This is a genomic window from Enterococcus sp. DIV2419, assembly GCF_051711865.1.
Lineage (GTDB): Bacteria > Bacillota > Bacilli > Lactobacillales > Enterococcaceae > Enterococcus > Enterococcus faecalis.
Genome location: NZ_JBIONS010000001.1, coordinates 2,344,101 through 2,365,065 on the forward strand (window position 1 = coordinate 2,344,101; position 20,965 = coordinate 2,365,065).

General features: G+C 36.4%; 17 protein-coding genes and 3 other annotated features. Of the genes, 9 read left to right on the forward strand and 8 right to left on the reverse strand.

The window, feature by feature from the left end; genetic code table 11:
- Window positions 1-91: 91 nt before the first annotated feature.
- A complete protein-coding gene (locus tag IGI97_RS11050) occupies window positions 92-1,723 on the reverse strand; it encodes a peptide ABC transporter substrate-binding protein (RefSeq protein ID WP_002383058.1) in 1,632 nt (543 codons plus the stop codon).
- Between the two features lie 147 nt (window positions 1,724-1,870).
- Window positions 1,871-2,103: a binding site (T-box leader), on the forward strand.
- Between the two features lie 155 nt (window positions 2,104-2,258).
- Window positions 2,259-2,501 (forward strand) — a binding site (T-box leader).
- 54 nt (window positions 2,502-2,555) lie between these two features.
- Here IGI97_RS11050 and IGI97_RS11055 point away from each other — a divergent pair.
- From IGI97_RS11055 to IGI97_RS11070, 4 genes are all read left to right on the forward strand, one after another.
- Window positions 2,556-3,200, forward strand: coding sequence for an amino acid ABC transporter permease (locus tag IGI97_RS11055; RefSeq protein WP_002383057.1), 645 nt, complete (start codon window positions 2,556-2,558; stop codon window positions 3,198-3,200).
- A 12-nt stretch (window positions 3,201-3,212) separates the two neighbouring features.
- A complete protein-coding gene (locus tag IGI97_RS11060) occupies window positions 3,213-3,848 on the forward strand; it encodes an amino acid ABC transporter ATP-binding protein (protein WP_002358764.1) in 636 nt (211 codons plus the stop codon).
- A 10-nt stretch (window positions 3,849-3,858) separates the two neighbouring features.
- Window positions 3,859-4,692 (forward strand): amino acid ABC transporter substrate-binding protein, encoded by an 834-nt coding sequence (locus IGI97_RS11065; RefSeq protein ID WP_002355679.1) that lies wholly within the window; start codon window positions 3,859-3,861, stop codon window positions 4,690-4,692.
- Window positions 4,693-4,867: 175 nt separating this feature from the next.
- A complete protein-coding gene (locus tag IGI97_RS11070) occupies window positions 4,868-5,311 on the forward strand; it encodes a hypothetical protein (RefSeq protein WP_002355676.1) in 444 nt (147 codons plus the stop codon).
- Window positions 5,312-5,922: 611 nt separating this feature from the next.
- Here the strand turns inward: IGI97_RS11070 and IGI97_RS11075 are convergent.
- The 4 genes from IGI97_RS11075 to IGI97_RS11090 all read right to left on the reverse strand — a co-directional run bounded on the left by IGI97_RS11075 (window position 5,923) and on the right by IGI97_RS11090 (window position 13,652).
- Entirely contained in the window at window positions 5,923-6,861 is a 939-nt protein-coding gene (locus IGI97_RS11075) for a glycosyltransferase family 2 protein (RefSeq protein ID WP_438738018.1), read from the reverse strand.
- Window positions 6,827-8,407 (reverse strand): glycosyltransferase family 39 protein, encoded by a 1,581-nt coding sequence (locus IGI97_RS11080; protein WP_010828580.1) that lies wholly within the window; start codon window positions 8,405-8,407, stop codon window positions 6,827-6,829. The genes IGI97_RS11075 and IGI97_RS11080 overlap by 35 nt, the downstream gene beginning before the upstream one ends.
- Before the next feature lie 212 nt (window positions 8,408-8,619).
- Window positions 8,620-11,034 (reverse strand): leucine--tRNA ligase, encoded by a 2,415-nt coding sequence (leuS, locus tag IGI97_RS11085; protein WP_438738633.1) that lies wholly within the window; start codon window positions 11,032-11,034, stop codon window positions 8,620-8,622.
- 120 nt (window positions 11,035-11,154) lie between these two features.
- Window positions 11,155-11,388, reverse strand: a binding site (T-box leader).
- A gap of 50 nt (window positions 11,389-11,438) precedes the next feature.
- Entirely contained in the window at window positions 11,439-13,652 is a 2,214-nt protein-coding gene (locus IGI97_RS11090; protein WP_438738635.1) for an autolysin, read from the reverse strand.
- Window positions 13,653-13,968: 316 nt separating this feature from the next.
- Between IGI97_RS11090 and IGI97_RS11095 the strand changes: the two genes are divergently transcribed.
- From IGI97_RS11095 to IGI97_RS11115, 5 genes are all read left to right on the forward strand, one after another.
- Window positions 13,969-14,628 (forward strand): DUF1700 domain-containing protein, encoded by a 660-nt coding sequence (locus tag IGI97_RS11095; RefSeq protein ID WP_002381265.1) that lies wholly within the window; start codon window positions 13,969-13,971, stop codon window positions 14,626-14,628.
- On the forward strand, window positions 14,628-15,653 hold the full coding sequence (locus IGI97_RS11100; RefSeq protein ID WP_014862125.1) for a DUF4097 family beta strand repeat-containing protein: 1,026 nt from the start codon (window positions 14,628-14,630) through the stop codon (window positions 15,651-15,653). Before IGI97_RS11095 ends, IGI97_RS11100 begins: the two co-directional genes overlap by 1 nt.
- A gap of 171 nt (window positions 15,654-15,824) precedes the next feature.
- On the forward strand, window positions 15,825-16,475 hold the full coding sequence (locus IGI97_RS11105; protein ID WP_002355669.1) for a phosphatase PAP2 family protein: 651 nt from the start codon (window positions 15,825-15,827) through the stop codon (window positions 16,473-16,475).
- A gap of 15 nt (window positions 16,476-16,490) precedes the next feature.
- A complete protein-coding gene (locus tag IGI97_RS11110; RefSeq protein WP_048737328.1) occupies window positions 16,491-17,459 on the forward strand; it encodes a TIGR01212 family radical SAM protein in 969 nt (322 codons plus the stop codon).
- Window positions 17,459-18,022 (forward strand): class I SAM-dependent methyltransferase, encoded by a 564-nt coding sequence (locus IGI97_RS11115; RefSeq protein ID WP_002355667.1) that lies wholly within the window; start codon window positions 17,459-17,461, stop codon window positions 18,020-18,022. The genes IGI97_RS11110 and IGI97_RS11115 overlap by 1 nt, the downstream gene beginning before the upstream one ends.
- 57 nt (window positions 18,023-18,079) lie before the next feature.
- On the opposite strand, the gene IGI97_RS11120 is transcribed toward IGI97_RS11115, so the two are convergent.
- The 3 genes from IGI97_RS11120 to IGI97_RS11130 form a co-directional block, all read right to left on the reverse strand.
- A complete protein-coding gene (locus tag IGI97_RS11120; protein ID WP_002363221.1) occupies window positions 18,080-18,748 on the reverse strand; it encodes an ABC transporter ATP-binding protein in 669 nt (222 codons plus the stop codon).
- Window positions 18,749-18,752: 4 nt separating this feature from the next.
- Window positions 18,753-19,832: an ABC transporter permease gene (locus IGI97_RS11125; protein ID WP_172759517.1), complete on the reverse strand. Its 1,080-nt coding sequence runs from the start codon at window positions 19,830-19,832 to the stop codon at window positions 18,753-18,755.
- 138 nt (window positions 19,833-19,970) lie between these two features.
- Entirely contained in the window at window positions 19,971-20,576 is a 606-nt protein-coding gene (locus IGI97_RS11130; RefSeq protein WP_002355664.1) for a TetR/AcrR family transcriptional regulator, read from the reverse strand.
- Between the last annotated feature and the right edge of the window lie 389 nt (window positions 20,577-20,965).

The following is a 20,965-nucleotide window of genomic DNA, read 5'->3' on the forward strand; positions in this document are numbered from 1 at the left end:
TTCATAGTTGATTTTTTTAGTTAATTTTCCTACTTTAAGGATAAAACAGAAAGCAGACTTTTTCAAAAGATAGGACTTTTCAGAAGTCAATTTATTCTTCTACATAAGCTAAACGATAGGATACTGTGCGACCAAAAGAAAATACTTGCAAACCTTGTAAGCGATCTGATTTCAAGTAACCAATGGCTCCTTGGAATAAGGGTAAAACACCGGCATCTTTTTCAATTAATGTTTTTTCTAAACTTAGTAATTCATTCCAGCGTTTTTCAGGTTCATTGGCGTAATCTTTTCTAACTTTTTGGAGACCTGCATCATACGCTGAATCGTTATAACCAGAAGTATTTAAGCCACTTTTTGAGTCATAAAATTCTAAAAAATTAATGGGGTCAGCATAGTCAGGTGTCCATGTTCCAAAGGCTAAATCGTAATTACCTGCTGTTTGTAAATCCAAACGATTTTGCAAAGGCAATGATTTTAATTTGATTGTTAAACCTGGTAAATTTTGTTGCAATTGCCCTTGAACAAATTCAATGGTTTTCTTGGCAATCGCTGAGTCCGCTGAGATTAGTTCCAATTCAATTTTATCTTTGCCCAACTCTTCTTTCGCTTTGGTCCAGTTAGCTTGGGCTTCTTTAATATTATATGGCAACAAATCACCATTTTCTTTGCGGAAATCTTCACCTGTGTCTGGATTTTTTGCAAAATTAGCTGGTACAAAACCATTTAAAGCTGTCGAGCCATCTCCTAAAATTTCTTTTGCAAAAGTTTCTTTGTCAATCGCTTGTAAAAAAGCTTTTCGAACATGTTCGTTGCCGGTAATTTCACGGCGATGATTGGGGCTTAAATAACCCACCATGGCTTTAGGTACAAAATGCGCTTGTTTTGACTCTTTATACTGAAGTGCATAAGTATCTGCTAAAACAGTGTAATCTAAGTCGCCATTATCAAAAAGATTGGCTCCTGTGCCAATTTCTTTCACTACTTGAACATCAATTTCATTCAATTTTACGTGTTCTTTATCCCAATAATGATCATTCTTCTTCAATTTCCAAGTTTCGGAATTGCCATCCCAACCTGAAATTACAAACGGCCCATTGCCAACAAAATTATCTGCAGAAGTCCCATAGGCAGTACCTTTTTCTTTGGCAAAGGCTTCATTTTTAGGCATAAAAGGTGTCCCAACCAAGACTTGGGCTAAATAAGGAATTGGATTTTCCAATGTTAGTTCTAGTGTCTGGTCATCGATTGCTTTGACACCAAATTCTTCCATCGTGGCTTGTCCTTCCCGCACCGCACGCCCATTTTTAAAAATATCCATTTGATTACTGCTACTTGAACCGTATGCTGGATCGACCACGTTTCTAAACGCAACTACAAAATCCCCTGCTTTAACTGGATCCCCGTTTGTCCATTTTGCTTCTCGTAACTTGAATGTATAGACTAACCCGTCTTCACTAACTTGTGGCTCTGCTTTCGCCATAGCTAGCTCAGGATCTCCGTTTTTATCTTGTCGATACAAGCCTTCAACTACTTGACCAATCATATCGGAACTATAGACATCTGTATAATGAGCGCTGTCTAATGTCGAGAGTTCACCACCAGATGCGACGTTAATTTTCTGTGTAGCTGGTTCGTTTGAGGTCGTTTTCGAACCGCCACTTCCACATGCTGCTAAAACCAAGCCCAGTGCAACAAGTCCGATTAACCACTTTTTCTGTTTCATACCAAAACTCCTCCTTCTGTTCAAACAACTTACCTACATTTTACATGATTTTCCATACATTTGTCCTTTTTCAGCACTTACTTTTTGAAAGAAAAATATTTTTTTAAGAATAAGAGTTGACAGATATTTTTTCTGGTGGTACAGTATTGAAAAACAGAGAACAGAAGAGTAACTGTTTCCTTTAGTGAAGAGAGTCTTTGGTTGGTGGAAAAAGACGTAAAGAAACAGCGAACCACATCTGGGAGTTGACTTTTTGAACCCTTAGTAGGAAAGTCCGGGACCACTCGTTAACAGGCGAAGTTATGAACTTCATAAGGTTCGTGTTGCGAAACACGAATAAACTAAGGTGGAACCACGATAATTGATTATTCGTCCTTTGGCTATTCAGCCAAAGGACTTTTTTGTTTTTTTAGATGCGCTTTTCAACCTGAGAGAGTGCCTCAACTGCTCAAGTCTGTTGTCCTCTTTTCTATATGCTTAATGGGATAAGCTAGAAAAGCAACAGGTTTTCTGTTCCGTTCGAACAATTTCATACTTACAATCAAGGCTTAGGACATAGTAATTTAGCTCTTCCTTTACAGAGACTTTTTCATTGGCTGAAAGAAAAAGATGGATTCTTCTTTACTCACACCTAAAAGATGTTTTTCTGAATCCTTTAGTAAGAAAAACCGGTGACTCTATCGTTAACAGAGAGTAGTTGTCAACGCAACTACATAAGGCTTATCTTGTGAAAGATAAGTAAATTGAGGTGGCACCACGAATGCGATTCGTCCTCTTGGCTCACAGCCAAGAGGCTTTTTTGTTTTTTTAATAAAAATTGTTGGAGGAAAAAATGATGGATTATATTTTAGAAATTTTACCTGCTTTAGTTAGCGGAGCTGGCATGACACTGAAAGTCTTTTTCTTTACGCTCCTTGGCTCGATTCCACTGGGGATCATCATTGCCTTTATTTTACAAAGTTCGTTTAAACCTTTACGTTACTTAATTAACCTCTACATTTGGTTAATGCGCGGCACTCCGCTATTGTTACAATTAATTTTTGTTTTTTACGGCTTACCATTAATTGGTATTGTCTTTGAACGTTACGATGCGGCCTTATTCGCATTTATTTTAAATTATGCTGCGTACTTTGCTGAAATTTTCCGCGGGGGGATTCAAGCAATTCCCCAAGGTCAATATGAAGCTGCTAAGGTTTTACGTTTAACACGTTTTCAAACAGTCACGCGGATTATTTTGCCACAAGTTGTTAAAATCGTGCTGCCTTCCGTAGGAAATGAAATTATCAATTTGGTCAAGGATACTTCTCTTATTTATGTTCTTGGCTTAGGCGATCTTTTACGTGCTGGTAAAATTGCGATGAGCCGCGATGTTACATTAGTGCCATTAGCTTTAGTGGGAGTGATTTATTTACTCTTTACGGCAATTTTGACTGTTGCTTCTAAGAAAATTGAAAAATTCTATCAATATTATAAATAGGAGGACTCTACCATGTTAACTATTAAAAATTTAACCAAACATTTTGACAACCGGACCATTATTGATCACTTAAATTTAGAAATTCCAGATGGTAAAATTTTAACGATTGTTGGTCCTTCAGGCGGCGGAAAAACCACTTTACTTCGTTGTTTGGCTGGTTTAGAAACCATTGATTCTGGTGAGCTTTTGTTGGATGGTGTTCCTTTCAATCCTGCTGAAATGGACAATGCCGATCAAGTGGTTGGGGTCGTTTTCCAGGATTTCCAACTTTTCCCTCACTTATCAGTTTTAGAAAACATTACCTTAGCACCTACATTAGTACTAAAAGAAGAAAAAGCAAAAAGTCAGCAAGAAGCTTTAGAATTACTGGAAAAATTGGGCTTGGCTGGTAAAGAAAAACTCTATCCGTACCAACTTTCCGGTGGACAAAAACAACGAGTTGCACTTGCTCGTGCCTTAGCAATGAAGCCAAAAGTTCTTGGGTACGATGAACCAACGAGCGCGCTAGATCCAGCTTTACGCCAACAAGTGGAAGAAGTTATTTTAGATTTACGGAAACAAGGCATGACACAGATTGTCGTGACCCACGATATGGCTTTCGCTGAAAAAATTGCAGACAATCTTTTGACGGTTGCCCCCGTCCAATAGAAAGGAGTTTATGATGAAAAAGAAATATTCTTTAGCCTTGCTGGTTATCTGTTGTAGTTTACTCCTATTTGCAGGTTGTGGTAAAAGAAAAAGCAACGAAGATCAATGGACACGGATTAACGAAGAAAAACGGATTATTATTGGCTTAGATGACTCCTTTGTGCCCATGGGTTTTCAAGATAAATCAGGCAAAATTGTCGGCTTTGATGTCGACTTAGCCAAAGCGGTTTTTAAACTTTATGGCATTTCCGTTGACTTCCAACCGATTGATTGGTCTATGAAAGAAACAGAATTACAAAATCAAACCATTGATCTTATTTGGAACGGCTACACTAAAACGAGCGAGCGGGCCGAAAAAGTTCAATTCACACAACCTTACATGACGAACGACCAAGTACTTGTTTCTTTAAAAGAAAAAAACATTGCAACAGCGAGCGACATGCAAGGCAAAATTTTAGGGGTTCAAAACGGCTCTTCTGGCTATGATGGCTTCGAAAGTCAGCCTGACGTTTTGAAAAAATTTGTTAAAGACCAAACACCTATTTTATATGACGGCTTTAATGAAGCTTTCTTAGATTTAAAATCTGGTCGAATTGACGGACTCCTAATCGATCGCGTTTACGCCAACTACTATCTTTCCCACGAAGATAATTTAAAAAACTATACTATTTCTCATGTAGGCTATGACAATGAAGATTTTGCTGTGGGCGTCCGCAAATCAGACAATCAATTAGTCCAAAAAATCAATACTGCCTTTGAAACGTTACGAAAAGATGGCACCCTTAGTAAAATTTCTCAAAAATGGTTTGGAGAGGATGTTACAAATAACACAAAAATAAACTAAATAACGAATAAAAAGGTGTACTGCTGACTTAGTACACCTTTTTATTTGAATCTAATTCTTAGCAAATTCTAACTTATGAAGAACTTTTATTTTTGCTACACTAGTAAAAGTCGAGAGAATTTGTCCTTTTCTGCCTAGAACAATCATTACTCTCAATAAATGAAAGGAGAAAAAAATGCCTACTAATAAAAAAGAAGGAATGCTTTTTACTACGTTAATGTGCTTTCTGATGGTTTTCGGAATGAGCACCTATAATTTATTATTGCATGGAGAATTTTCATTGTACGCCTTATCAAAAGGTTTGCTTCCTGGATTTATCGTTGCTTTTATTTTAGACGTTTTCATCGTTGGTGTCTTAGCTAAGAAAATCGCTTTTTCTTTACCCTTTAATAAAGAAAAACGGCTATTACTTATTCTGACCATTTCGAGTCTCATGATTATCGGCATGGTGACTTGTATGTCTTTATTTGGCTTATTAATGGAAGGCCAGACGTTGTCACTAAGTGCGTATTTCCAAGCTTGGGGCCTGAACTTTATTGTTGCCCTTCCTTATCAATTGCTGATTGTCGGTCCCTTTTCACGTATGATCTTAACCAATTACCAACAACGACAAACTTAGAAAATAGATTTTCATTATTTATTAACTTTTACTATACAAAAAAGAAGTGAAAAAATGTAATACGCCTCCAAAATTAGAACAAAAATCTAACTTTGGAAGCGTATTTAAACTAGCAAAATATGATTATACATTCAAGAACAAAGTAGTAAAAGCTTATCAAAATGGAGAATAGATGCTATCAAACACTGGACAAAGCAATTTAATATCTCTTCATATTCCACTGTACAAGAATGAGTCAAAATAGTAGAAAAATTTAATTTTAAGGTCCTTCATCAAAAAACTGCCAACGGATACACCTGAATTTAAGCATTCGAAACATAATCAAAACGGAACATCCTAATTAAGAATGATGCTCTAGCTGAATCCTTTTCTTGATTTGTTTAATGATAAAGTTTTGTCCTTTCCATATTGCTAAACACTCGAATATAAAAGCAATTCTTGACAAAAGAAATTAATAAATTGATTTCCTCTAATTATCAGCGAAGCAAAACGAAACTTCGGTTCAGTGTTCAATACAGTAAACGTTTCATTTCATAAAAATACCGACTAGATTTCTCCAGCCGGTACTCGAGCTCAATTTTGTATTTTACTAAAAAATTCTATTTTTTAATTTAGACTTCTTCTTCAATAATAAAACGTGGTCGCCCCTTAACTTCGGAATAAATTTTACCAATATATTCGCCCACAATAGACAGACTGATTAATTGAATTCCCCCTAAAAACCAGATACTGATGATAAGAGAAGACCAACCAGCTTCAACATTTCCTGTAAAATGTTGTATTAAACTATAAATCATATAAAAGATACCAATTAATAAAGTAATAAACCCTATGTTTCTAACCATTTTTATTGGTACAATTGAAAAGGAAGTAATGCCTTCCATAGCAAAATTAAGCATTTTTTTTAGCGGATATTTTGACTCACCAGCTACTCGAATATTTCTTGAATAATAAACTTTTGTACTAGGAAATCCAACTAATGGAACCATCCCTCTTAAAAATAAGTTTTCTTCTTTAAAAGTTAGTAATACCTTAGTCGCCCGATTGCTCATCAAACGAAAATCTGCATGGTTTGGTACGGTATTCACACCTAGTTTATTCATAAATGAATAAAACATTTCCGCAGTTTTTCTTTTGAACGCGGTATCTGTATCACGGTTACTACGAACGCCATAAACAACATCGTTTCCATCATGATAAGCATCAATCATTCCCTCAATTGCCTCGACATCATCTTGTAAATCTGCATCAATCGTAACAATCATATCTGCAAATTGAACCGCTGTCGTCATACCAGCTAAAAGTGCATTTTGGTGACCAAAGTTGCGACTAAATTTAAGACCTTTAAAATGTTCTTCTTGTTCAGATAGTCTTTTAATAATAGCCCATGTTTTATCTTTACTACCATCATCCACAAACAAAATGGAACTTTCTGTACTTATTTTATTCTTAGCAATCATTCGTTTTAAAAAATCCAACAATACCTTGCTGGAAATAGGTAGTACTTCCTCTTCATTATAACATGGTACTACTATAAAAAGTTTTGACATTTTCTTTTTTCCTCCTATTAGTTGCTGTTAACACACTTTCCCATCCAATTGCTGAAAGTAAATAGAAAAATGGTAAAAATTGAATTAAATAGCGCGAGCGACCACCTTCAAATAATAGTAGAAACATCATAGCTCCAATAATAGTAAGCTTTATGATTAATTCTCTATATGAAATTTGTTTTTTATCAAAGGAGACTGTTGTTAAGTACATACCAAATAACGTAAATATCCATAAAATTTGCATATAAAAACGGAGTGTCCTTGTTCTTTTTCCTTGCTGATAGTAAAAATCTCTGAAAAAACTCTGAAATTTAGATTTAGATTTATTTTCTGGTTTTTGAGGAGTTCCATCGCTTCCCCAACCAAAATCACCACGATCAGTATTATTAAAATGCTTTTTGATAATAAATTTCAGATAACCACCTACTCCATAATCTTGGAGCCTTTTTTTTATTGTCTTCCCTGCATACTCTTTCCTTTCCTTAGTTGTTTTGAGCTTACTCATGGTTGATACATCTTGTGAGTTATAACCGCCACTTCCAGTTAAACCCATCATCATCCAATGTGTCATAGGGAATTGTTTTTCTTTATCATATTGAATAACCGTCTGTTGATTTTTATAAATAGTAAATGTAGTTACTGAACTTACCATTCCTATAACAAATAAACAAACACTGAGTATGTTAACATATTTCCTGTTTTTTTTGTAATTTGCAACAAAAATTACTATAAATACTATTGTCCAAGCAATTAAAAATATAATTGCAGAAGGTTTAATCAAAAAGGTAATTCCACATAATATCCCTAAAAAAAGAATACATATAAAATGATGTTTATTCTTTTTTCCAAGAAAAGAATAAACCAATAGTACTAAAGAAACAAACATAAAGGAAAGACTATCAGTATAAAGAACTAATAACCATGGTGATAATGCTAGACTAAACATAGATAGATATAAAACTAGATAACTAACTCTTTTCGAAAAAAGTCTATTAGCTGCTACTGTTAATACACCTATACCCGTATCTAAAACAACGATATTCAATAACTGCCAAAAAAGCCATGTATTACCAATATTAGGAGAAAAGTGATTTACTGAATTAATAATTCCCAACATTAAAAAAAAGAAAAAAGAATTATTAGGATACATTGATAAATAATTGCTAATGGATTCATTGGTTACATCTAAGTTTTTTAGCCCATTAAAAATACTACCAACATCCCAACCAATTGGGGCGGTAGTTACTGCTACAATAATTATTTGGAAAACAACTGTAATGGCAATCAATATAAATGTTATTTTTTTCAGATGTTTTTTCAAAAAAAATATCATATTCTCAAAAAAAATAAGGAATCTTTTTCTATAATAGCTAGAAACTATCAACATTGTCATAGCAACTATTATAAATAGAATACAAATCAGGTGAGACGCTTTTAATTCTGACAAGTTTAAATTATCGGATTGAACAGCTCCAAAAATAGTCAATAAAATGACTAATGAACTGACTATATTTATCAATTTAAAAATTGAATTTTCTATTTTCATTATCTTTATCCTTTCTCATAAACCTCCAAATAGAATACACTAACAATTAAAAAAATTTCTTATTTTTATAAAAAATAAATAATGCAAGGAAATTGTAACATGAAATATCCTATTCATTCTTATATAAATTTCCGATAGTCTCTAGCTAGAAACTATCGGAAATTTCATATGAGTATAAATGAATATTACTAGTTAGTATTAAAACATATAACTTAATTTGCAACAATATTTACTAATTTATCTGGAACAGCAATCACTTTGCGCACTGTTTTTCCTTCAATAAATTCTTTAACAGCTTCATGGTTCATTGCAATTTGTTCTAATTCTTCTTTGCTTAACCCACGAGCGACATTTTGTTTGCCACGTAATTTTCCGTTCACTTGGAAAACTACTTCCACTTCATCTTCTACCAAGGCCGCTTCATCATAGGTTGGCCAAGGGACATAAGTTAAACTTTCCTCGTTACCTAAAATTTGCCATAGTTCTTCACCAATATGTGGCGCGATTGGCGCAAGTAATTGGACAAATCCTTCCACATATTCATAAGGTAAGGCATCCACTTTATTGGCTTCATTCACAAAAACCATTAATTGAGAAATCGCTGTATTAAAGTGCAAGTTTGCCATATCTTCTGTCACTTTTTTAACCGTTTGATGATAAACTTTCGTTAAACGGCCATCATTAATTGTGGTAATTCGGTCACGCATTTTGCCTTCTTCATCAACAATCAGACGCCAAACGCGATCTAAGAATTTACGACTTCCTTCTAAGCCATTTTCATTCCAAGCAATGGAAGCATCTAATGGGCCCATGAACATTTCATAAAGACGTAATGTATCCGCACCATATTTAGCCACCACATCATCGGGATTTACAACATTGCCACGTGATTTAGACATTTTTTCGTTGTTTTCTCCTAAAATCATACCTTGGTTGTATAATTTTTGGAAAGGTTCTTTGGTAGGAACCACACCAATATCATACAAGAATTTATGCCAAAAACGAGCATAAAGTAAATGCAACACCGCATGTTCAGCACCACCAATATAGATATCAACTGGTAACCAACGTTTTAATTTTTCAAAATCAGCAATTTCATTTTTATTATGAGGATCAATGAATCGTAAGTAATACCAAGAGCTTCCAGCCCATTGTGGCATAGTATTCGTTTCACGTTTTCCCTTCATACCAGTTTCAGGGTCGACGACATTGACCCATTCATCAATGTTTGCTAATGGTGATTCCCCAGTTCCACTTGGGCGAATATCCGATGTTACTGGTAAACGTAGAGGTAACTCAGATTCAGGAACCGTTGTGGTTGTTCCATCTTCCCAATGGATCACAGGAATTGGTTCACCCCAGTAGCGTTGACGAGAGAATAACCAGTCACGTAAACGATAAGATACTTCTTTTTTCCCTACGTGATTTTCTTCTAGCCACTCATTCATTTTAGCGATGGCTTCTGCTTTGTTTAATCCATTTAAGAAATCAGAATTGATATGCGGTCCATCACCTGTATAGGCTTCTGTTGTAATGTCGCCACCTGCGATTACTGGTAGGATATCAATGCCAAATGTTTTCGCAAATTCGTAATCCCGTTCATCATGCGCTGGGACCGCCATGATTGTGCCTGTGCCATAGCTTGCTAAAACATAATCGCCAATCCAAATTGGAATTTCTTGGCCATTGACTGGATTTATAGCATACGCACCTGTGAAAACACCTGTTTTTTCTTTTGCTAAATCCGTTCTATTTAAATCAGATTTTTTTGAGGTTTCTTCAATATATGCTTCTACAGCTGCTGTTTGTTCAGGTGTCGTAATTTTTTTCACTAGTTCTAGTTCAGGAGCTAGAACAGTATAGGTTGCACCAAACAAGGTATCCGGACGGGTTGTAAACACCGTGAAACTTTCTTCTGTGCCAGCGACTTTAAAGGTCACATTAGCTCCTTCAGAACGTCCAATCCAATTTCGTTGCATATCTTTAATACTTTCTGGCCAATCAACAAGCTCTAAATCTTCTAATAAGCGATCTGCATAAGCAGTAATTTTCAGCATCCATTGACGCATTGGTCGGCGAACCACATCATAACCGCCACGTTCACTTTTTCCATCAATGACTTCTTCATTTGAAATAACAGTTCCTAATTCAGGGACCCAGTTAACCGCAACTTCTGCTTCATAAGCTAACCCTTTTTCATATAATTTTGTAAATATCCATTGTGTCCATTTGTAATATTCAGGATCAGTGGTATTAATTTCACGATTCCAATCATAGCTGAATCCTAGTGAATTAATTTGGCGACGGAATGTTTCGATATTTTTCTTAGTAAATTCAGCTGGGTCATTTCCTGTATCTAACGCATATTGCTCTGCTGGCAAACCAAACGCATCCCAGCCCATTGGATGCAATACATTATAGCCTTGCGCACGTTTCATACGTGAAAGAATATCGGTTGCTGTATAGCCTTCCGGGTGACCTACGTGTAAGCCTTGTCCAGATGGATAGGGAAACATATCTAGTGCATAAAATTTTTCTTTATTTGGGTCGTCCAATGTATTGAAACAATTGTTCTTAGCCCAATATTTTTGCCATTTTTTCTCAATCTCTTTGTGATTGTAGCTCATGTTATTCCTCCTAGTAATATAAAATTTTTCATTCTTAAAATTTGCCACCTGCAGCCATTGTCACTATTCTGACTTAAACTAGCCACTTAGTGATAAAAAAAAGTCCTATAGGAAAAATTCCTATAGGACGTGAACATACAAATGCAACGTGGTACCACCTAAATTCGTCAAAGAAACGGTCAGTCACCGTCACCTTAACCTCAAACGTCTTAACGATCGTCACCGACTTTTCCTACTTGGTTTGTTCAAAAAAGTAACTTAAAAGGCGAGTTCAAAAGCTTCTGTACGTATTTCCACCAGCCATACGCTCTCTATCACATGGTTCTTTCTACTATTCCTTCTCATTGTTTTTTTCTATTATAAGACTCATGTTACCAAAGATAGCTATTTTTTTCAATCTTAAATTAACCAACTTTTAAAGTTTGACCAATATAAATTGTATCCCCGCTTAAGCCATTTAATTGTTTGATTTTTTGGATGCTGATTCCGTATTGCATTGATAAGCCCCAAAGTGAATCACCGCTTTTAACTGTATGGCGTTTGCCTGATGCACTATTTGTTGAAGAAGCATTGCCACCTGCAGAAGCGCCTTTTTTCACGATGATTGTTTGACCAGCAAAAATTAAATCGCCTTTGATCCCGTTCCATGAACGTAGATTAGCAACACTCACGCCAAACTGTGCAGAAATTTTATTCAGCGTATCACCTGATTTAATCGTGTAGGATGTTGTCGCACCGCCACCATTATTCGTAGGCTTGTTCGTATTCGTTGAACCTGAGTTGGCGCCTTTTTTCACGATAATCTTTTGACCAGCAAAAATCAAACTACCGCTGATGTTATTCCAGGCTTGTAAGTTAGCCACACTAACACCGAATTGTGCAGAAATTTTGTTCAAGGTATCGCCTGATTTAATCGTGTAGTACGTATTCGTTCCTGATTGATTATTGTTAGAACCACCATTGCTTGAGCCACCGGTGTTACCAGAAGTACCTTTTTTCACAATAATTTTTTGACCAGCGAAGATTAAATCGCCAGAGATGCCGTTCCATGAGCGTAAATTAGCAACACTCACGCCATATTGCGCGGCAATTTTGTTCAAGGTATCGCCTGATTTAATTGTGTAGTACGTATTCGTTCCTGATTGATTATTGTTAGAGCCACCGTTGCCTGAGCCACCAGTGTTACCTGAAGCACCTTTTTTCACGATGAGCTTTTGACCAACGAAAATTAAATCGCCAGAGATACCGTTCCATGAGCGTAAATTAGCAACGCTCACGCCATATTGAGCGGCAATTTTATTCAAGGTATCCCCTGATTTTACAGTATAGTACGTGTTCGTTCCTGATTGATTATTGTTAGAACCACCGTTGCCTGAGCCACCAGTGTTACCTGAAGCACCTTTTTTCACGATGAGCTTTTGACCAACGAAAATTAAATCGCCAGAGATGCCGTTCCATGAGCGTAAATTAGCAACGCTCACACCATATTGCGCGGCAATTTTATTCAAGGTATCTCCTGATTTTACAGTATAGTACGTGTTCGTTCCTGATTGATTGTTCGAGCCGCCTGTTCCTGGATTAACTGTTCCGCCCCCAGTATTTCCACCAGAAGATGGTGTATCATATTGAGTTAAGTTATATGCGGTAATGACATTATTTAATTTAGCATTGTAGCTAGGATCTGTCGCATAACGACCTGTTAACCAAGCAGTTGCATCGCGGTACGAGCTTGTATTGCTTTTCCAAGCCCCAGCATAATAGTAAACGCCCGCTTGGAAAGAAGTTGTTTTTAGCACGTGCGCATTATCTTGGAATGATTCCATATAAGAAGGATATTTACGGAAAGGTTCTTTTTTCACTAACCATTTGCCGTTTAAATATTCCCATGTATCCATATAGACAGATTGTCCATTGTAGCTGCCTTTAATCCCAAATAAGTTATAGTTTGGTGCCTTAGATAACGTACTTGCCCCCCAACCACTTTCAACGATTGCTTGAGCCATCATCACTGATGCATATAAATCATTGGCTTGCGCAATAGGTTGTGCACAACGAGCTAACTCGGCAATAAATTCTGAAGGACTTTGCGTCGGTGATAACGCTGAAAAAGTTTGCGCAGAAGCTACTCTAGCTTCTGGTACTTTTACTTCATCATCGGGTGTAACCGCAGGCGCTGCTTCAGACTCGGTTGTTGAAGGAGCTACTGGCGTGATTTCTGCTACTGAAGAATCAGTCGTTCCTGATTCCACAGGTGTAGTTGAATCAACTGTTGGTTGCTCGGTACTTGGTGTTGTTGGTGTTTCTTTTGATGATTCAGTTGTCGATTCAGTCGTTGTTGACGAATCCGTTGTCGGTTGTTCCGTAGTTCCTGGCGTAGTTTCTGTTGTTGGTGTCTCTACTAAGCCAGTTTCCGTAGTAGGTGCTTGGGCAACTTCCGCATTTGTTGGCTGCTCTTCTGTTGCCTCAGCAGTCACTGGTAGTAACGCAACGGGCGTTCCTACAGATGAAACAATTAACGCCGAGCTGAATAAAGTAGTGCTCTTCTTCCATTGTACTGGCGTTTTCTTTCTTTGTTGTGCTTTCCTTCTTTCGATACGTGACATTGATTCTTTCTTCATTGATACGTCCCCAACTTTCCTTTTTTAACTTATATGTAAATGTAATTTTTTAGTTTTGTTATTATAACAAGTATACCTTTTTTTCTGGCGAATTAAAAACACTTCAACAAAATTTCATATTACTGTAACTAGATTGTAAAGAAGTAATGTTTTTTAACATGGATTTCCTCTCTTGTTACTACTCGGAAAAAAACTGCGACTTTAGTTGTAGACGCTTCTTTACCTTAGTCTGATTTTTGTAATTCCTCTTGTTATTCGCCCAAAAAGAAATTATAGTTTAAGATGAGAAATGAATCGTGTAGAAAGAGGGAGCGGAATGAATAAAGAACATTTTATTATTGAGCTGAAAATTTATTTAAAAGCGTTAAATCCAAAAGATCAAGCTATTATTCTTGCGAAATACAAGGCGTTATTTGATGCTCGTGTTGCGGAAGGCGAAACAGAAGAACAAGTGGCAAAATCATTGGGGAAACCACGAGTTATCGCAGAAGAAATTTTAAAAGAACAAGGCATTGAATTGACGGAACGAAAAATTGAAAATAATGGCTGGCAAGAAATTCCAGCGGCTACACCTGCTTATGATCATCCCTATGAAGAAGAATCTGAATTTTACTATGATAATGATTCTCCTTACTATCAACGACCACAGCATCGGCCGCTAACCCGATTTTTCCAAGTGCTTGGTATTTTCTGTTTAAATTTTTTCTTCATGTTTTGGGTTATTTTAGGGATTGCCTTAATGTACGTCGGTTGTGGCATTGCCGGAGCTGCAACTTTATTTTCACCAATTTATGGTATTTATAGTGTTATTACTCAAGCAAATGCCGCTTCCTTTTTCCAATTATCTATGAGTCTCTTTTTATTTGGTGCATCAATCATTGGTTGGTTACTGTTTCTACCAATTTTAAAATTTTCAGCACATGTCTTTAAGCGTTATTTCCAATGGAACATTGCTGTTTTACGAGGTGATATCTAATGAAAAAAACAACAGGGATTCTCTTATCCATTGCTGTCTTAGCGATGCTAATTGGTGGATCTGGCGCCGTCTATTATTACAAGCAAGCGGAAAAATCAGTCACACCGCTAAAAGAAAGTTATACACTAAAAAATAAACAAGCAGGCGAAGAACTTCACTTATCCTTAAAAGGCAAAGGCCCTTATACCATTTATAAAACTGATAGTAACAAAATGGGGTTACGATCACCGAATAATGCCTTTTATTCAAAAGCTGAAGGCACCTTAGATGTCAAAGAAGAAAAAAATAAAATAACAGCAACCATCAATACCACTCGTACACAAAACCAACCCGAGTTGTCATTTTTTAATATTGGCATTTTTAATGACCTCACACCGAACGTGAGTGTCCAGATTCCTAATAATGTGAAAAAGTTAGTGATTGATGGCTCAACCCATTCACAAGTTTCATTGAATGCTTTTAACGTAGACGAATTAACAACTAATCTACCAAATTCTTATGTTAGTCTATCGGGTGTTAAAGCCAAAAAAATGACGCTTAACTCTTCAGATGGTATCTACCTTTCAGCGGATACTTCCGCTAAAACAGCAACAGTTGAAACCACTGACGGCGATATAACGTTGGATTCAGCCTATTTCGATGAAATCAAAAATACGACTACTTCTGGTGATATTCGAGTGCAAAATGCTCGTGGAAACATCCAAGCAACAACGACAGATGGCGATATTAGCGTCTATGATTTCAAAGGAGAAGCTAACTTTTCAAGTGAAAATGGTGATTTTTCTTTAGACATGCCTGCTGTGCCTAAAAAATTAACTGTCGCTCTTGTCCATGGAGATATTTATGTAAATTCTGGAGAAATTTTGCGTAACATTTCAATCAAAGGTGAATCAAAATTAGGCGATGTTCAACTTTTAAACAAAGAGCGAACATCTTATAAGAATGGTCGTGCGGATACAGAATTTAACCTTTCTAGCGAATTCGGCGATATTACCGTTGATACTCCTGATGATGATAATCAATAAACATGTGCCAGTTAAAACATCTGTTCTGGTACCACAATGAGAGATTGTGGTGCCAGAACTTTTTTAATATCTGTATCCCCTCCAAATCAGGCAATGAAATTATCTTTTAATTTTTTACCCTTTTGATGGTATAATACGGATTGTTGCGATTAATTTTTGAAAGGATTTTTTATGAAAAACAAACTTTATTATCAATTTGCAGGTAGTTGTTTTCTTTTAGTATTTATGTTTTTAGGCTATGTTGTTCGTTTTTATCCAACCTGGCTCAAAGGCTTTGATCAAACGATTACTTCCTTTGTTCGTCGTCCTTTTCCACAGCTAAATAACTTTTTTATTTGGTACACCAAATTTGCCAATTCATTGACGATTATCATCTTAGCGATCGTTGTCATTGCTCTATTTATTGTTTGGAAATATTATGCTGAAGCATTATGGCTCTTTATTAATACTGCCTTAATTGCTGGCGTAGGTAATTCTTTATTAAAATTATTCTTTATGCGCCAACGTCCTACTTTGGAGCATTTAGTAACTGAACATACGTATAGTTTTCCTAGCGGACATGCTGTAGGAAGTACCTTGTTCTACGGCACTATTTTATTGATTCTGCCAATTTTCATTAAAAATAAAACGGTCCGCCTTTGTGTGCAAATTTTACTAGGTATTGGGATTTTCATGATTGGGGTTAGTCGAATCTATTTAGGTGTCCATTTCCCTAGCGATATCTTAGGTGGTTTTTGTCTTGGTTTAGCTTGGTTGTTATTAAGTTACCCTATTTATTTAGAAAAACGCTTTGTTTGGCGATTTCAAAGCAAACAACGCTAGAAAGAAGTCTTGATTATGCAAATTTTTCCTTATTCAGATGATCCAAATAAACGCTATCACACTTGGAACTATGCACTTCGTCAACAGTTTGGTGAAAAGATTTTTAAAGTGCCAATTGATGGTGGCTTTGATTGCCCCAATCGTGATGGGACGGTTGCCAAAGGTGGTTGTACGTTCTGTAGTGTTTCTGGCTCAGGCGACATGATTGTTGCACCTAGCGATCCCCTGCCGCTTCAATTTCAAAAAGAAATCCAATTGATGCATCAAAAATGGCCAACTGTCGATCAATACATTGTTTACTTCCAAAATTTCACCAATACACATGCGCCCGTTGACGTTATTCGTCATCGGTTTGAACAAGTAGTCAATGAAAAAGGTGTCGTTGGTTTATCCATTGGTACCCGTCCTGATTGTTTGCCTGATGAGGTGGTGAACTATTTAGCTGAATTAAATGAACGCTTTTATTTATGGGTAGAGTTGGGTTTGCAAACCACGTTTGAGGAAACTAGCGCTGCCATTAATCGTGCTCATGATTATCAAACATATCTAGATGGTGTAGCTAAATTACGGAAACACGGGATTCGGGTCTGTACACATTTAATTAACGGGCTACCTGGTGAAACACCTGCCATGATGCGCGAAAATGTGCGGCGAACTATTCAGGATTCAGATATCCAAGGGATTAAACTGCACTTACTTCATTTAATGACAAATACCAAAATGATGCGGGATTATAATGAAGGACGCTTACAATTGATGAGTAAAGAAGCCTATGTTTCAGTGATTTGTGATCAGTTAGAAATGATTCCACCCGAAATTGTTATTCATCGCTTGACAGGCGATGCTCCCTTTGAAACAATTATCGGACCGATGTGGAGCTTGAAAAAATGGGAAGTTCTCAATGCGATTGATGTGGAAATGAAACGCCGCAACAGTTATCAAGGAAAATATACTGTCATTTCAGGAAAGGAAGTTTTCAATTAATGCTACAAACAGCCCTACATTTTAGTCACCAACTTTTAAAAGAAGTGGTGGAACCTGGCGACTTCGTCATTGATGCAACAATGGGAAATGGTCATGATACAGCATTCTTAGCAGAGCTGGTTGGCCCTTCTGGTGAAGTTTTCGCCTTTGATATCCAAAAAGAAGCGTTGATCAATACAGAACAAAAGTTAACAGAACTTAATTTACTCCCACAAACTACGTTATTTCCATTAGGACATGAACATCTTCATGCTGTCCTAGATGAAGAAACAGAAATCACTGCCGCTATTTTTAACTTAGGCTATTTACCTAAAAGTAATAAGGAAATTATTACAAAACCCGCTACGACTAAACAGGCGTTAGATGGGTTACTGCCTCATTTGGTAAAAGGAAGTCGCATTATTTTAGTCGTTTATTATGGCCACGAAGGTGGTTCAGAGGAACTTGATTTGGTCACGAATTACACGCAAGCCTTACCGCAAGATGTTTACAGTGTCTTACGTTATGAGTTTATCAATCAAAAAAATCAGCCACCTGTTCTTTTCTGTATTGAAAAGAAATAAGAGAACATGGTCGGATTATCTCCAGCAATCCGATCATGTTCTCTTTTATTTGTTTTGTTACTCCGTCAATTCACCATCACGAATACGAACCACTCGATCACAGTATTTCAACAAACGCTCATCATGTGTCACCATGATAATCCCTTTATCTTTCTCTTTGGCCTCTTTCGCTAGTAATTGGACAACATCAAATGCCTTTTCTGTATCTAAACTAGCCGTTGGTTCATCTGCCAAAATTACGTCTGGCTCATGATACAATGCACACGCGATGGCTACCCGTTGTCTTTCCCCACCAGAGAGATCACGAGGATAACTATTTCGTAATTCTTTTAAACCCAACGTCTCTAACAATTGCTCTTTTAATTCACTATTTTTACGTGATTTATCAACTTTTTCAATTAAGTGAAATTGATCTTCCACTGTTAAAAATGGCACCAAATTAGAGCTTTGTAAAATAAAGCCGATTTTTTGAAAACGTTGCGCCAAACGTTGCTTCTTCGTTAACTTATTTAGTGATTGCCCGCCAACAATGACTTCACCACTTGTCGGTGCCTGTAAACCAGCTGCAATCGTTAAAAAGGTACTTTTACCAGAACCAGAAGGACCAATTACTGCGACAAATTCACCTGGCTGAACCGCAAAAGATAATTCTTTTAACGCGATCACTTCTGTATGTTTTTCACCATATTTTTTATAAATATTTTTCATTTCTAAAACATTTGCCATGTCTTTAACCTCCAATCGCGATTAACGGATCAATTTTAGCAATCGTTCGAATTGAAAATGCCCCGCCAATTAATGCAGATAAAATCAATAGTACACTAAACAAAATCATGCGTGGTCCATTAGTTGCATAAGGCATCGCTTCTGGTAAAAAGAGCACGGTAATTCCCGTTAAAGCAAGACCAATCGCCACTCCTAGAACAGCCAATAAAGCGGTTTGTAGCATGACTGCCTTTGCTAAGAAACTAGTCGGCACCCCTTGAACTTTTAAGACACCGAACATTGCTGTTTTCTGTAAAGTCATCACAAAGATAAAAATACCGATAATGAACGCTGCAATCACAATCAAGAAATAAATCATGCCATCCAAGGTCAAGTTTTGAGCGCTGTATCCTGGCAGTTTTTCAATAAAATCTGAAATTGAAAGAACTTGGCTGTCCTTATTAGTCGTTTTAACTTCCGCGTTGTCCTTGCTGCGAACAATAAAACCATTAACCATTTTGGCCATTGCTGGATTGTTACCATATTTAATTGACCGCCAAGTATCCAGAGAAGTGTAAATAACCGGCACAATGTTATAGCTACTTTTAGAAATAAAGCCGACAATTTCTAATTGCTCATCATATTTCCCTGCAGTTAATTTGTCGCCAATTTTAAATCCTTGATTTTTCAATGTTTCTGAAGCAATCACTTGATTTTTATCAATAAATGCGTTTCCTTCAATCACTTTTGGCATTAAAAAACTTTCTTTTTCAATCCCAAATAAGCTAACATTCGTTAATTCAGCCTTTTTGTCATCTGCTGGGCGGATAGCTAAAGATTGTTGACCAATCGGTGCAATTTTGCCTCCTGAAATCGTTTCTTTCACGTTTTCATCTAACACTGATACATTTAAATTACTATTGGCCTCTTTTGATAAAACCACTTGATTCGCTTGCCATTGATCTACGGCTAAACGATTTCCTTGAGCTAAACCGTTCGCTAAACCTGACAAAATAAAAATTAACCAAGCAATCAAGACCATTACTAAGACTACAAGGACGTACCGTCCTTTTGAATACTTCATTTCATTAAATCCTAAAAACATGAATGGTTCACCTCTTTCTTCTTTTCGAAATAAACTATATCACTTATCATTCGATAAATCAATAATTATTTATCAATTGATAAGTGAATTTTACAAAAAAATAGAGAAGTCTGTTTTCCAACAGGGCTTCTCTATTTTTTATTTGTGACTTTTCAGAACGCCATGTAGCATAAATTGAATAAATTTTTTGACATCGTCATCCACTGTTTTTCGCTGGTACGTTTTTTCAATACTTAATAATGCACTAACGTTATATAAAATAAACCGAGTTGCATCATCTACACTGATGCCCTCTTGTAAGCAATTGGTTTCAGGTTCACTTTCAAAAATAGCCGCAATATTATTGATATAGGTTTTTTTGAAAATTTGATACAGCGTACGATTGTAATCAGGGCCCATTTCTTGAAACATGTCGTTCAACATTAAGAAAAGATTGGTCGGATGTTCATCTAACAAAACTTTGATTAATTGATAAAGTTTTTCTTCTACTGATGCATTTCCAGAAACAATTGGGACTAATTCTTCCTGAACACGGGACGTTAATTCTTCAATCACAGCTAAATACAGTTCTTTTTTATTTTTAAAATGGTGATAGAGATTCGGTTGGGTAATGTTCGCTTTTAAAGCAATTTCACGAGTGGAGGTATTTTTGAACCCCTTTGTCATGAATAATTCAGAAGCGACAGACAAAATAATTTGCCGTGTACGTTCTAAATCAGCTTTGCGTTTATTTGGCTTTTCCATGGTTTTCTCGCCCCCTGCTGCTTTTTATTTTAGCATATTCTCCGGCAAGAAACGAGAGACCTTTATACAAAAAACGAAAAATATACAATCAATGTGCCTACTATTTGGAGAAGAATCGCGCAATAATACCACCGCTGCAGATGTATCAGCCAGCCTTTTTCGCCCCCAAAATAAATCAACCACTGCAGTCCATATAAAAAACTATTAGCCAACAACCAAAAAAGTAGTGCCGGTTTTGTCCATCGATTCTCTCTGAATACACTCAGTACAAATAAAGTATTTAGCACCAAAAACGTGCGCCGTAATTGCCGTACATTCCTCATTTTTTCCATTGACATTTCTCCTTTTTCTATTTAGCATAGCAAAAAAAGAAGCAAATGAGAATGACT

Excerpts from the sequence above, each read along its gene's own strand:
- IGI97_RS11090 (WP_438738635.1), bottom strand. The coding sequence starts at position 13,652 with ATGAAGAAAGAATCAATGTCACGTATCGAAAGAAGGAAAGCACAACAA.
- IGI97_RS11095 (WP_002381265.1), top strand. The coding sequence starts at position 13,969 with ATGAATAAAGAACATTTTATTATTGAGCTGAAAATTTATTTAAAAGCG.
- IGI97_RS11075 (WP_438738018.1), bottom strand. The coding sequence starts at position 6,861 with ATGTCAAAACTTTTTATAGTAGTACCATGTTATAATGAAGAGGAAGTA.
- IGI97_RS11110 (WP_048737328.1), top strand. The coding sequence starts at position 16,491 with ATGCAAATTTTTCCTTATTCAGATGATCCAAATAAACGCTATCACACT.
- IGI97_RS11050 (WP_002383058.1), bottom strand. The coding sequence starts at position 1,723 with ATGAAACAGAAAAAGTGGTTAATCGGACTTGTTGCACTGGGCTTGGTT.
- IGI97_RS11120 (WP_002363221.1), bottom strand. The coding sequence starts at position 18,748 with ATGGCAAATGTTTTAGAAATGAAAAATATTTATAAAAAATATGGTGAA.
- IGI97_RS11115 (WP_002355667.1), top strand. The coding sequence starts at position 17,459 with ATGCTACAAACAGCCCTACATTTTAGTCACCAACTTTTAAAAGAAGTG.
- IGI97_RS11100 (WP_014862125.1), top strand. The coding sequence starts at position 14,628 with ATGAAAAAAACAACAGGGATTCTCTTATCCATTGCTGTCTTAGCGATG.
- IGI97_RS11070 (WP_002355676.1), top strand. The coding sequence starts at position 4,868 with ATGCCTACTAATAAAAAAGAAGGAATGCTTTTTACTACGTTAATGTGC.
- IGI97_RS11130 (WP_002355664.1), bottom strand. The coding sequence starts at position 20,576 with ATGGAAAAGCCAAATAAACGCAAAGCTGATTTAGAACGTACACGGCAA.
- IGI97_RS11125 (WP_172759517.1), bottom strand. The coding sequence starts at position 19,832 with ATGTTTTTAGGATTTAATGAAATGAAGTATTCAAAAGGACGGTACGTC.
- IGI97_RS11060 (WP_002358764.1), top strand. The coding sequence starts at position 3,213 with ATGTTAACTATTAAAAATTTAACCAAACATTTTGACAACCGGACCATT.
- IGI97_RS11065 (WP_002355679.1), top strand. The coding sequence starts at position 3,859 with ATGATGAAAAAGAAATATTCTTTAGCCTTGCTGGTTATCTGTTGTAGT.
- IGI97_RS11055 (WP_002383057.1), top strand. The coding sequence starts at position 2,556 with ATGATGGATTATATTTTAGAAATTTTACCTGCTTTAGTTAGCGGAGCT.
- leuS (WP_438738633.1), bottom strand. The coding sequence starts at position 11,034 with ATGAGCTACAATCACAAAGAGATTGAGAAAAAATGGCAAAAATATTGG.
- IGI97_RS11105 (WP_002355669.1), top strand. The coding sequence starts at position 15,825 with ATGAAAAACAAACTTTATTATCAATTTGCAGGTAGTTGTTTTCTTTTA.
- IGI97_RS11080 (WP_010828580.1), bottom strand. The coding sequence starts at position 8,407 with ATGAAAATAGAAAATTCAATTTTTAAATTGATAAATATAGTCAGTTCA.